At 68.9% G+C, this 11,995-nt stretch carries 13 protein-coding genes; 2 read left to right on the top strand and 11 right to left on the bottom strand.

Going from position 1 to position 11,995, the window contains the following annotated elements; translation table 11 throughout:
* Positions 1-25 precede the first annotated feature (25 nt).
* The 3 genes from ACFVJ5_RS25190 to sigE are packed head-to-tail and all read right to left on the bottom strand — an operon-like array spanning position 26 to position 2,689.
* Complete coding sequence (locus ACFVJ5_RS25190; RefSeq protein ID WP_379223608.1) at positions 26-1,588, bottom strand: trypsin-like peptidase domain-containing protein; 1,563 nt, start codon at positions 1,586-1,588, stop codon at positions 26-28.
* A gap of 10 nt (positions 1,589-1,598) precedes the next feature.
* On the bottom strand, positions 1,599-1,967 hold the full coding sequence (locus tag ACFVJ5_RS25185; protein WP_379223606.1) for a hypothetical protein: 369 nt from the start codon (positions 1,965-1,967) through the stop codon (positions 1,599-1,601).
* 59 nt (positions 1,968-2,026) lie between these two features.
* On the bottom strand, positions 2,027-2,689 hold the full coding sequence (sigE, locus tag ACFVJ5_RS25180; RefSeq protein WP_378638262.1) for an RNA polymerase sigma factor SigE: 663 nt from the start codon (positions 2,687-2,689) through the stop codon (positions 2,027-2,029).
* Between the two features lie 376 nt (positions 2,690-3,065).
* Here sigE and ACFVJ5_RS25175 point away from each other — a divergent pair, with 376 nt between their 5' ends.
* Positions 3,066-3,698 (top strand): O-methyltransferase, encoded by a 633-nt coding sequence (locus ACFVJ5_RS25175; RefSeq protein ID WP_378915470.1) that lies wholly within the window; start codon positions 3,066-3,068, stop codon positions 3,696-3,698.
* On the opposite strand, the gene glgC is transcribed toward ACFVJ5_RS25175, so the two are convergent.
* Positions 3,695-4,912, bottom strand: coding sequence for a glucose-1-phosphate adenylyltransferase (glgC, locus tag ACFVJ5_RS25170; RefSeq protein WP_379223604.1), 1,218 nt, complete (start codon positions 4,910-4,912; stop codon positions 3,695-3,697). The genes ACFVJ5_RS25175 and glgC overlap by 4 nt on opposite strands.
* A 110-nt stretch (positions 4,913-5,022) precedes the next feature.
* Between glgC and glgA the strand changes: the two genes are divergently transcribed.
* Positions 5,023-6,189: a glycogen synthase gene (gene glgA, locus ACFVJ5_RS25165; RefSeq protein ID WP_379223962.1), complete on the top strand. Its 1,167-nt coding sequence runs from the start codon at positions 5,023-5,025 to the stop codon at positions 6,187-6,189.
* A 1-nt stretch (position 6,190) separates the two neighbouring features.
* On the opposite strand, the gene ACFVJ5_RS25160 is transcribed toward glgA, so the two are convergent.
* From ACFVJ5_RS25160 to ACFVJ5_RS25130, 7 genes are all read right to left on the bottom strand, one after another.
* A complete protein-coding gene (locus tag ACFVJ5_RS25160; protein ID WP_379223960.1) occupies positions 6,191-7,021 on the bottom strand; it encodes a putative RNA methyltransferase in 831 nt (276 codons plus the stop codon).
* Positions 7,018-7,185: a DUF3117 domain-containing protein gene (locus tag ACFVJ5_RS25155; RefSeq protein WP_011211259.1), complete on the bottom strand. Its 168-nt coding sequence runs from the start codon at positions 7,183-7,185 to the stop codon at positions 7,018-7,020. Before ACFVJ5_RS25155 ends, ACFVJ5_RS25160 begins: the two co-directional genes overlap by 4 nt.
* A gap of 106 nt (positions 7,186-7,291) precedes the next feature.
* Entirely contained in the window at positions 7,292-7,924 is a 633-nt protein-coding gene (locus ACFVJ5_RS25150; protein ID WP_379223602.1) for a DNA-3-methyladenine glycosylase I, read from the bottom strand.
* Positions 7,921-8,241 carry a DivIVA domain-containing protein gene (locus ACFVJ5_RS25145; RefSeq protein WP_378638270.1) on the bottom strand — a complete coding sequence of 107 codons (321 nt, stop codon included), beginning with the start codon at positions 8,239-8,241 and terminating at the stop codon, positions 7,921-7,923. Before ACFVJ5_RS25145 ends, ACFVJ5_RS25150 begins: the two co-directional genes overlap by 4 nt.
* A 119-nt stretch (positions 8,242-8,360) precedes the next feature.
* The gene (locus tag ACFVJ5_RS25140; RefSeq protein WP_379223600.1) at positions 8,361-9,497 is read right to left on the bottom strand and encodes an Mrp/NBP35 family ATP-binding protein; all 1,137 of its coding nucleotides are present in this window, start codon (positions 9,495-9,497) and stop codon (positions 8,361-8,363) included.
* Positions 9,498-9,570: 73 nt separating this feature from the next.
* On the bottom strand, positions 9,571-10,434 hold the full coding sequence (locus ACFVJ5_RS25135) for a lytic transglycosylase domain-containing protein (protein WP_379223598.1): 864 nt from the start codon (positions 10,432-10,434) through the stop codon (positions 9,571-9,573).
* Between the two features lie 96 nt (positions 10,435-10,530).
* Complete coding sequence (locus ACFVJ5_RS25130) at positions 10,531-11,889, bottom strand: lytic transglycosylase domain-containing protein (RefSeq protein ID WP_379223597.1); 1,359 nt, start codon at positions 11,887-11,889, stop codon at positions 10,531-10,533.
* Between the last annotated feature and the right edge of the window lie 106 nt (positions 11,890-11,995).

Below are 11,995 nucleotides of genomic sequence, written 5' to 3'. Positions count from 1 at the left end.
GTTACCCGTCGCGCGGCGTCGGAGCTCAGTCGGATTCGAGGGTGACCGGCACGTCCACCTGCCTGCCATCACGGATCAACTGCACGTTCACCCGGTCGCCGATCTTGTGCTGCTGCACGGCGACCACCAGTTCGTCGGGCCCGGTGACCTCGCGGTCGCCGATCCGCACGACCACGTCGCCCTCGACGATGCCCGCCTTGTCGGCGGGGCTGCCCGGCGTCACATCGGCGACGGCGGCACCGCTCATCACCTCGTTGGCGACGGTCTTGGTGCGCGCGCTCAGGCCGATCACCGGGTGGTGCATCTGGCCGTCGCGGATCAGGGTCTGGGTGACGGTGGTCATCACGTCGACCGGGATGGCGAAGCCGAGGCCCACCGAACCGCCGGTCTCGCTGCGGATGGCGGTGTTGATGCCCACCACGCGGCCCTGCATGTCGACCAGCGCGCCACCGGAGTTGCCCGGGTTGATCGCGGCGTCGGTCTGCACGGCGTCGATCACCGCGTTGGTGTCGCTGCCCTCGCCCGCGAGCTTCACGGGACGGTGCAGGGCACTGACGATGCCGGACGTGACGGTCTTGCTCAGGCCCAGCGGCGAACCGACCGCCAGCACGTCGTCGCCGACCTGCACGTCGGCGGACTTGCCGAGATTGGCCACGGTCAGGTTCTTCGCCTCGACCTTGAGCACCGCGAGGTCGGTCTTGGGATCGCGGCCGACGATCTGCGCGGGCACCCGGGTGCCGTCCGAGAACTGCACCTGGATGGCGGCCCGGTTGGACTTGTCGGTGGCGGCCATCGAGATCACGTGATTGTTCGTGACGACGTACCCGCCGCCGTCGATCACCACGCCGGAACCGGTCGCACCGTTGTCGCCGACGGTGACCCGGATCGACACCACCGAGGGCAGGACAGCATTGGCGACAGCGGCGATCTGACTGTGCGGCGTCTCGACACCCGCGCTCTGATCGAGGGTCACCTTGCGTGAGGTGAGCGTGGACGCGGTCTCGGCGGTGACCCGGCCGACGAGTCCGCCCACCACGGCGATGCCGAGCGCCAGCACGGCCAAGATCGCCAACGCCTTGGGCGCCACCCGGGAACCGAACAGCACCTCGCGCGCGCTCAGCTTGTCCGCGACAGGCAGCCGGGCGGGCGGGGGAGTGTCGACGGCGGGCGAACCGAGCCGGGCCGCCGCGTCGGGGTCACGCCACGGATCCACCGGACCCGCGATGACGGTCTTCGGCTCGTCGGCGCCGGGCTCGCGCTGCAGCAGCTCCGAGGAGCCCTCGGGCCGGGCGAACGCCTCGGCGAGCACGCCGTCCGGCGGGCGCTGGACGATGCCCTCGTCGGCGCCGTTACCGGCTGCGCGCTGGGGGTCGTGCGGTGCGAACGAACCGGCTTGGCCGTTCGGGCGGCGGAACGCGCGCGCGGTGTGGCTGTCGATGTGCGGCCGGTAGACCGGGCGCGGCCCGAGGCTCGGCGCGTCGGAAGGGCGCAGGGTGCCCCGCGCGTCCTTGCGTGAATCCGCCCTGGGTGATTCAGCCCCCGAATCCGAGTGGTCGGCCGATCCGGAATTCGTCGATTCGCCTGTCACGTCGCAGACTCTACTTGCGCCGCCACGTTGTCCACCGGGTCGCGGTGAAGGAATCTGTGATGAATCCGAGAAATGCCTCGTTACGGCGTTGCGGTTCGGGTGCGCTGCCGGGGAGGTCGGCCAGCGGAATACGCGAGAGGCTGTCGTGCAGGCTGCGCGGAATCGCCACCTCGGCGGCCCGGCGCAGCGCGATCCGCGCCTGCTGCTGGGCATCGACCTCGGCCGCGCATTCGGTGCAGACCGAAAGATGCTGGGCGGCGCGCAGATACGCGTTCATCCGGAGTTCGCCGTCGACGAAGGCCGCGACAGCCTCACTGGCCAAGTGCTCGGTGGGCTGAAAGCGCGGCGGGCGACCTGCGGCACTGGGGTCCACACTCATGCGGAGTTCTTCCTTCCGACCGACATCACCTGAGCCACCGGGTGACGTCGGAACACCCGTCACACCGATGGGGCTTCAGCGGAGTACCGCTGCTCACTTCCATTATGCGCAAGGTACTCGCGCAGTGCCTGACGCCCGCGATGGATCCGGCTGCGCACGGTGCCGAGCTTCACCCCGAGCGTGGCGCCGATCTCTTCGTAGGACAGACCCTCGATGTCACACAGAACCACTGCGGCACGGAACTCCGGCGCCAGCGAATCCAGTGCTTTCTGCAGGTCGGGGTCGAGGCGGGAGTCGTGGTAGGCGTCCTCGGGGGTCGGCCCTTCGGCGGGCACCCGGTCGTAGTCCTCTGGCAGCGCTTCCATGCGGATGCGGTTGCGGCGGCGGACCATGTCGAGGAACAGGTTGGTGGTGATGCGGTGCAGCCAGCCCTCGAACGTGCCGGGCTGGTAGTTCTGCAGCGAGCGGAACACCCGGATGAAGGTGTCCTGGGTGAGGTCCTCGGCGTCCTGGGCGTCGCCGGAGAGGCGGTAGGCCAGTCGATAGACCCGGTCGGCGTGTTCGCGGACGAGTTCGTCCCAGGACGGCATGGCGGCGCGATCGCCGGTCGCGTCGAAAGCGGCGGTGCCGGTGAGTTCGGCGTCGAGTTCTTCGGCTTCTGCCGCGATGAGATCAGCGGGCAGAGTCTGGTCGGTGGCGTCTTGACGCGCCGTGTCTACCATCGGGATGGGACACCTCCTACTCGGGACCGCTGGCACGAAACCTGGCTGGTCCGGGTCAGCGAACCTTGCTTACCGACAATCAACCAGCAACTGTGTGCGGTTGTTCCCGAGCTTCGTGCCCGCCGCGATCGGCTGGCCTTGCGTAGGGCAACTATTTCCTGCCCTGATATGGGTCAGGTGTGGAGATCCTGAGTGTGACCTGAGAATTCTGGTCGGACTCGAGCCTAACCCCGTCGGCAACGGAGAACCAGCAGTTCGGGGACGGTTGTGACCGATCCGCAAACCTTCGGCAATTGTTCGGGATCTGTGCGACACAGTGTCGGATCCGTCCCTTTGCTGAATACACAGACCCCTCCGGTGGCTTAGCCTCATAGCTGTGGCATCGAACGTGGAGCGGAACCTGGCCTATGTGGAGGAGTCCGTCGTCGAGGACGAGGTCCTTCTCGAAGCGCGTGAGCGGGCCACCGAATTGGGTGCCGCGCCGGTGCCCGCGGCGGTCGGCGCGCTGCTGAGCATGTACGCCCAGATGCTGGGCGCGCGCTCGGTGGTCGAGGTCGGTACCGGGGCCGGCGTCAGCGGGTTGTGGCTGCTCGACGGGATGCGTGAGGACGGGACCCTGACGACGATCGACTCCGAGCCCGAGCATCAGCGCGCGGCCAAGGAGGCGTTCCGGACCGCCGAGATCACGCCGTCGCGCACGCGACTGATCAACGGGCGCGCGCTCGACGTGCTGCCCCGGCTGGCCGACGGCTCCTACGACCTGGTCTTCATCGACGCGGCGCCGATGGAACACCCCCACTACGTCGAACAGGGCGTGCGGCTGCTGCGTGAGGGTGGCGCCTTCATCCTCAACAACGCGCTACTAGGAGGGCGGGTGCCCGATCAGGAGCAGCGCGACCCGGCGACGCAGGCCGTGCGCGCGGCGACCAGGGCGATCGCCGAGAACCCCGAACTCACCAGCGTGCTGATTCCGATCGGTGACGGTCTGCTCTGCGCCTCGCGGGGCTAACCGACCCAGATCCCCTTGCCGACGGTGACCACACCGCCGTTGCTGACCGCGAAACGCTCGCGGTCGCGGTCGAGATCGAGGCCGATGATCTCGCCCTCGCCGACCACCACGTTCTTGTCCAGGATCGCGTGGCGCACCACCGCGCCACGCCCGATCCGCACACCGGGCATCAACACACTGCCCTCGACCGTCGCGCCGTCCTCGATCACCACGTTCGAGCTCAGCACCGAATTGCGGACCGTGGCCGCCGACAGGATCGAGCCCGCCCCGACGATCGATTCCTGGGCGAGCCCGCCCTGGGCGAACTTCGCCGGCGGCAGGTTCTCCGCCGCGCCGCGGATCGGCCAGTGCTTGTTGTAGAGGTTGAAGACGGGGTGCACCGAGACCAGGTCCATGTGCGCCTCGTAGAAGGCGTCGATGGTGCCGACGTCGCGCCAGTAGCCGCGGTCGCGTTCGGTGGCGCCGGGGACGTCGTTGTCGGCGAAGTCGTAGACGGCGGCCTTGCCGTCGGCGACCAGCTTCGGGATGATGTCGCCGCCCATATCGTGGTCGGAATCGGAGTTCTCGGCGTCGGCGCGGATGGCGTCGACCAGCACGCGGGTGGTGAACACGTAGTTGCCCATCGAGGCGAACGTCACGTTCGGGTCGTCGGGGGTGCCCGGCGGGTGCGCAGGCTTCTCCAGGAACTGGGTGATCTTGCCGGACTCGTCGGTGTCGATGCAGCCGAACGCGCTGGCCTCGGCCCTGGGCACCCGGATTCCCGCGACGGTGACGCCGGCGCCCGACGCGATATGGCTGGCCACCATCTGTTCCGGATCCATCCGGTACACGTGGTCGGCGCCGAACACCACGATGTAGTCGGGATCCTCGTCGTAGATCAGGTTGAGCGACTGCATGATCGCGTCGGCGCTGCCGGTGTACCAGCGCGGCCCGAGACGCTGCTGGGCGGGCACCGGGGTGATGTACTCACCGGTGAAGCCGGACAGCCGCCAGGTCTGGGAGATGTGGCGATCGAGCGAGTGCGACTTGTACTGGGTGAGCACGCACAGGCGCAGGTATCCCGCGTTCACGAGGTTGCTCAACACGAAGTCGATGAGCCGGTAGGCGCCACCGAACGGAACCGCGGGCTTGGCGCGGTCGGCCGTGAGCGGAAACAGTCGTTTGCCCTCGCCACCGGCGAGCACGATCCCGAGTACGTGCGGCTGGCTCCTCACCCTGCTCAAAGTACAGGGCCAGCGAGGTTACGGTGGCCCATGTCGACCCGAGGGTCTAATTTGGACCGGTGAGTGATGGCACCGACAGCGAGCAGACTCCAGCGCAACCGCTGCGGGTGGCGATGCTGACCCGGGAGTATCCCCCCGAGGTGTACGGCGGTGCGGGAGTACATGTCACCGAACTCACGTCCCGATTGCGTGAGCTCTGCGACGTGACCGTGCACTGCATGGGCGCGCCGCGCACCGGTGCGGTGGTGCACCGCCCCGACCCCGAGCTGTACGCCGCCAACGCCGCGTTGCAGATGATGTCGGCGCAGCTGCGGATGGCCGACGCGGCGGGCGGCGTGGACGTGGTGCATTCACACACCTGGTACGCGGGCCTGGCCGGTCATCTCGCCGCCATGCTGTACGGGATCCCCCATGTGCTCACCGCGCATTCGCTGGAACCGCGCAGGCCGTGGAAGGCCGAGCAGCTCGGTGGCGGGTATCGGCTGTCGTCGTGGTCGGAACGCAACGCGATGGAGAACGCCGATGCGGTGATCGCGGTCAGCGAAGGCATGCGCCACGACGTGCTCGACGCCTATCCCGCGATCGACCCCGATCGAGTTCATGTGGTGCACAACGGTATCGATGCGAGCGTGTGGCACCCCGGCCCGCCCGCGGCCGACGAGGTGCCGGTGCTCGAGCGGCTCGGCGTGCGCGCCGATCTGCCGATCGTGTCCTTCGTCGGGCGGATCACCCGGCAGAAGGGCGTCGGACATCTGCTGGCGGCGGCCGCCTCGTTCACCCCTGACATCCAGGTGGTGCTGTGTGCGGGCGCGGCCGATACCAAGGAGCTCGAGGTGGAGGTCGCTGCCGCCGTCGATGGATTGCAGCGGCAGCGCGGCAACGTCTTCTGGGTGAAGGAGATGCTTCCCGCCGAGCAGGTCCGCCAGATCCTGTCCGCCTCTTCGGTCTTCGTGTGCCCGTCGGTGTACGAACCGCTGGGCATCGTGAACCTGGAGGCGATGGCGTGCGCGACCGCGGTCGTGGCCTCGGACGTGGGCGGGATCCCCGAGGTGGTCGACGACGGGGTCACCGGGCGTCTGGTGCACTACGACCCGGAGTCGACAGGGGAGTACGAGCGTGGGCTCGCCGCCGCGGTGAACGAAGTCGCGGGGGATCCGGCCCTGGCTGTGCGCTACGGCGAGGCCGGGCGGGCGAGGGCGATCGCGGAGTTCGACTGGGCGCGGATCGCCGAGCGCACGCTCGAGGTGTACCGGAGTGTGTCGCGCTAGGTCAGTGGTTCGGCAGATAGGTCGACACGGTGACCGACGCCGCCACTTCGGTGATGTCCGGTAGTGCCGCGATGCGTGGATCGTCGGCGGAGGTGCGGTGGAAGGCTGACGGGCCCATCGCGACGACATGGGTGACATCGGTGCGAGACAGCTTCATCGGGAACTCGACGAGGGTGTGCTCGGCACGGGCGAACGTGCCCGCGAGCGAGTCGGCCAGGCGCCGGTCCTTGTCCGGGTCGACGCTGACCATGCCGAGGGGGCCGATCAGCTCGCCCAGATGACGCGTCGTGGGAGTGACGACGACGAAGCGTCCGCCGGGTGCGAGGACGCGGGCGACCTCGGCGGGGTTGCGCGGGGCGAACACCGAGAGCACGCCGGTGACGGCATCGTCGCGCAGTGGCAGGCCGCGCCAGGCGTCGGCGAGTACGGAGGCCGCGCGAAGGTGCGCGCGGGCGGCTCGACGGGCGGCGGGCTTGGCCACATCCAGGGCGATGCCGAGAGCATCGGGGTGCGCGTCGAGCACGTCGGCGAGGTAGTAGCCCGTGCCCGCGCCGATTTCGAGCACCGTCGCCTCGGTGTCGAAGGCGCGCGTGATCGCCGCGGCGATCGGGGCGAAATGGCCCGCACCCTGGAAAGCGGCGCGGGCGTCGAGCATGTCGGCGGTGTCGCCGGTCATTTTCGTCGATGCGCCGGTCAGCAGTCCGACATAACCCTGGCGGGCGATGTCGAAGCTGTGACCGGTACCGCATCGCAGCGCACGATCGTGCGGTTGCAGCTCGTTGCCGCACTCCGGGCAGGCCAGAAGTGCGGCGACCTCGGTCAGCGCATTCAGCTGGTGACGCTCTTCAGTTCGTCACCGAGCGCCGCAGCCTCGTCCGGTGTGAGTTCGACGACCAGACGCCCGCCACCCTCGAGTGGAACCCGCATGACGATTCCACGACCTTCCTTGGTTGCTTCGAGGGGACCGTCCCCGGTACGGGGCTTCATGGCCGCCATCCTCTGCTCCCTCCAGATCTGCGCGGTGGTTCTGCGCACTGTTTTCTCGTCTGCCGGTTGTCGCCAACCAGCGGGCTCGCCGGGTGTTCGGCGGGCCACACCGGTCCTATTCTTCCCTATTGCCGTCGCGGGCGGACACCTGAGTGCGAAATGTGACTGCAGAGTCGGTTCCGTTCGGTACCGCTCCCACCCAGCAAACATCCAGGTGATCGTCCACCATGCCGGTTGCCTGCATGAGGGCATACGCCGTCGTCGGGCCGACGAAAGCGAACCCTCGCCGCTTCAATTCCTTTGCCAGAGCAATGGATTCAGGTGTGGTGGCGGGCACATTCGCGATCGAGGTCGGCCGTGGGCGTGGCGCGGGTGCGAACGACCACAGCAGCTCGTCCAGGCTCACCGGCAGGTCGCGAGCAACCCGGGCATTGTTGATCACCGCGTCGATCTTGGCGCGGTTTCGCACGATGCCCGCGTCGGCCAGCAGCCGCGCGCGGTCCCGATCATCGAACTCGGCGACCTTCGCGATCTCGAAACCGGCGAACGCGGTGCGAAAGGCGGGGCGTTTCCGCAGGACCGTGATCCAGGCCAGGCCGGACTGGAAGGCCTCGAGGCAGAGCCGTTCGAACATGGCGTCGTCACCGTGTAGGGGCTGACCCCATTCGGTGTCGTGGTAATCGCGGTACAGCTGCGAACCAGTCGACCAGTCGCAGCGCACGAGGCCGTCGTCGGCGAGCTCGCTCACCCGCGATCCTGGCCCGCCGCCACCTGTGCCTGCCACTGCCGAGCCTGCGCCAGCTCGAACTCGAGTTCGTCGATCCGCTCGGCCAGCCTGCCCAGCGCCCAGTCGACCTCGCCGGCCTTGTACCCGCGCACCACCTGCTGGAATCGCAACGCCCGCACATCGGCCCCCGTGACGCCGTCGGCGGGCAGCACGGTAGCGGTGGTCCCCTCGGGCAGGGGCCCGAGTTCCTCGGACCGCCCGAATACCGCACTGGCGACGAGGAACAGCATCGCCGCGACCAACCCGACGATGAGCACGTATAGAAGCAGCGTCAGCATGAAGCTCCTCCGCCTCTCCGCGTATTCGAGCCGGACTCGTGCGCGGACTTGCGCGCCGTTGGCGGCCGACGGTTCTCGAGGTTGTCAGGTTTGCTCGTACCCGGTGAGTTACCCATGTTCTACAGGTGTCGAGTGGTATCGATGCCGAGGGACATGCCCGCGAGGCCGCGCTTGCGGACGGCGAGTTTGTCGGCGACTTCGAGCAAGGCGACCGCGGCCGGGTTGGTCGGGTCGGAGAGCACGATCGGGTTGCCGTCGTCGCCGCCTTCGCGCAGGGCCTGCTCGATCGGGACCTGGCCGAGCAACGGCACATTCGAGCCGACGGCGCGGGTGAGGCGGTCGGCGACGACCTGGCCGCCGCCGGAGCCGTAGAGCTCCATGCGTGAACCATCGGGCAGGTCGAGCCAGGACATGTTCTCCACGACCCCGGCGATGCGCTGGCGGGTCTGCAGGGCGATCGCACCCGCACGCTCGGCCACCTCGGCGGCGGCGATCTGCGGGGTGGTCACGACCAGGATCTCGGCGCTCGGGATGAGCTGGGCGAGGGAGATCGCGACGTCGCCGGTGCCGGGCGGCAGGTCGAGCAGCAGCACGTCCAGGTCGCCCCAGAACACGTCGGCGAGGAACTGCTGCAGCGCGCGGTGCAGCATCGGACCGCGCCACACCACCGGGGTATTGCCCTGGGTGAACTGCGCGATCGAGATCATCTTCACGTCGTGCGCGACCGGCGGCATGATCATCCGCTCGACCTGGGTGGGCTTGGCGTCGGAGCCGAGCATGCGCGGGATGGAGTGGCCGTAGATATCGGCGTCGAGCACCCCGACCGACAGCCCGCGCTGGGCCAGCGCCACGGCGAGGTTGGCGGTGACGCTGGACTTGCCGACGCCACCCTTGCCGGACGCCACCGCGTAGACGCGGGTCAGCGAGCCGGGCTGGGCGAACGGGATGATCGGTTCGGCCGAATCGCCACGTAGCGACTTGCGCAGCTCGGTGCGTTGCTCGTCGCTCATCACATCGAGGTCGACGGTCACCGCGCCCGCTCCGTTGACGTCTGCGACGGCCTTGGTGACCCGCTGAATGATCTCGGTCCGCAGCGGGCACCCGGAGGTGGTCAGGTAGATCTCGATGTGCACATCACCGCTGTCGGCGATGGCGATGGACTTGACCATCCCCAACTCGGTGATCGGTTTGCGGATCTCCGGGTCGTCGACCTTCGCGAGCGCCGCCCGCACATCCGCTTCCGTAATCACTGACATACCCCCGATGTTATGCGTCCCCGGATCGGTCGACGATCCGGGGACGACAGTCGATGGCCGGTAGGCCCGCTTCCTAGTGGATTCGGGGGAGGTCCTGGGGCTTGGGGGCGAGGCCGCTGGAGTAGGAACCCGACCAGGCCATCACGTTGGCGACGTAGGCCATCGAGTTGTTGTAGCGCAGGATCGCCTTCGACTGCTGGGAGAGGTCGCGCATGTTCAGGCCGCCGTCGCACAGGTAGCGGCCCGCGGTGAGGGCCGCGTCGAAGAGGTTCTGGGGGTCGGCGATGCCGTCGGCGTTGCCGTCGGCGGCATAGCGGTGCCAGGTCTCGGGCAGGAACTGCATCGGGCCGATGGCGCGGTCGTAGCCGCCGAGGCCGTCGAGGTCGCCGCCGTCGGTGTCGTGGATGACGTTGTTGCCGGAGAGGCTGCCGTCGAGGACGGGTCCGTAGACCGCCTTGATCGGGTTACCCTGCGCGTCGGCCTTGCCGTAGGCGTGGGTGGATTCGACGCGGCCGATGCCCGCCAGCAGCGACCAGGACATCCCGCAGTTCGGATTCTCCACGGCCAGTTGCTGTTCGGCGGTCTGATAAGCGGCCACGGCGATGCCAGGAATGCCGAGCGGGCCCGCGGGCAGATCAGCGGACGCGCGATCATCGGGCAGTGCAACGGTTTTCACGACCGGCGCGGCCGAGGGCGACTGGCGCGCTTCCGCGTGGACGATCTCGGCGATGTCGGCCTGGGGGGACGCGACCAGATCGGCCGCGGCCTCCGGCTCGGCGCCGGGCCCCAGGTCGTGCTCGACAGCTGCGTTCGTTGCCGGGGTCGCCTCGGTGGCGGCCGCGGTAACGGCTACCAATCCAGCGGGGACCAAACCGGTCAGTGCGATGAGCGAGCTACGGCGAACTGTCGTAGCAGGCTGTTTCCGATGACGACCCACTGTGTGGTGCCCTCCTCAACCGTGTTGGATGAGAAGAGATTACCGCACCCGAGACCTTTTTGTTACCCCTCCGTGATCTGAGTTTCGGTTTGATTTCTACGGGGCCGGTGCGGGGGCAGGCGGCAGCGGGATGACGATGCCGAACGGCAGCGTGATGCCGGGCTGCTGGGTGGGCGCCACCGGCGCGGGCTCGGCGGGTGCGGGCTCCTCGGCCGGGGCGACACCCGGTTCCGGTGTCTTCTCCGGCGTGGTGGGTGCGGGTGTCTCGGCGGGGGCGACGGCCTCCGGGGTACACGCGGCGGGCGCGATCACCGGCTGCTCGGGCGCGGCCGGATCCTTCGGCGCCGCGGCGCCGAAGGTCTGCTCGGCGGGCTTGTCGGCACGCTGCGGCTCGGGTTCGAGCGGGTTCGGCATCTGCGCGGGCAGCGGCTCGCTCACGCACTTCTCGGGTGGTGCGACCGGCGCCGGGCAGAAGATCCCGCAGGGGATCGGCGGCAGACCGGGCAGCGTGATCATCACCTGCGTCGGCGTGGTGACCTTCGGCGTCGTCGGTGTGGGCGTGGTGGTGGGCGTGTTGGTCGAGGCCGCCAGCACATTGGGCGCCACCAGCGGACCACTGCCCGGCGGGATGATCTCCGGCGAGATGGCGACCTGACTCGGCGCGCCGCCGGTCCGGTACGCCGCCGACCAGCTCAGCACGTTGGCCGCGTAGGACATCGAGTTGTTGTAGCGCAGCACCGCCCGCAGCTCCTGGGCCGCCTCGCGCAGGTTCATGCCGCCCGAGCAGAGGTACTTGCCCGCGGCCAGCGCGGCGTCGAAGACATTGTGCGGGTCCGCGGCGCCGTCGCCGTTGCCGTCGGCGGCGTAGTGCGCCCAGGTGCTCGGCAGGAACTGCATGGGACCGAGGGCTCGCACGAAACCGCCGTCGGCCTCCTTGATCACCTCGTTGCCGGGCAGGGTGCCGTCGAGCGCGGGGCCGAAGATCGGCGTCGTCGTCGTACCGGCGGGGTCGGTGCGGCCACTGCTGGCGTGCCCGGATTCGATCCGGCCGATGCCCGCGAGCAGGTTCCAGGTGAGCCCGCAGCCGGGCTGCGCGGATTCCATGGCCAGCTCGGCGTTGCGGTAGGCGGCGAGCACGATCTCCGGGATGCCGAGCGCGCCGCTGCCGGTGGGCAGCGAAATGCTCTGCAGCGGCACGGTTCCCGCGAAGGGCGCGGCGGTGTTGGCGTTGAGCGCGCGCAACCGGCGCGGCGCCTCCTGCGCGACCGGCAGCAGGCCGACGATCTCGGACGGATCGGTTTCGGGTGTGTCCTCGGCGGTGCTCGCCGTGGCGGCCAGCAGCGCCTCCGGTGCGGTCGGCGCGGTACTCGGGTCGCTGGTGTGCACCCCGGACCCGGAGGCGACGAGACCTGCGACTACAAGGGCCGACATCGTTATCGGAGCAGAGATTCGCACGGCCACACCCTTTTCGTCGAAAAGCGGCGGGCCGCAGAGTCCCCCTCCGGCCCACCCGGAACAACGTGATCCAGGTTACCTACCGGTCAGGAAGTTGTTGAGCATT

The organism is Nocardia sp. NPDC127606, assembly GCF_042671725.1.
Lineage (GTDB): Bacteria > Actinomycetota > Actinomycetes > Mycobacteriales > Mycobacteriaceae > Nocardia.
Note: the sequence above shows the minus strand (reverse complement) of the source record. Positions and strands in the feature narration are given on the sequence as shown.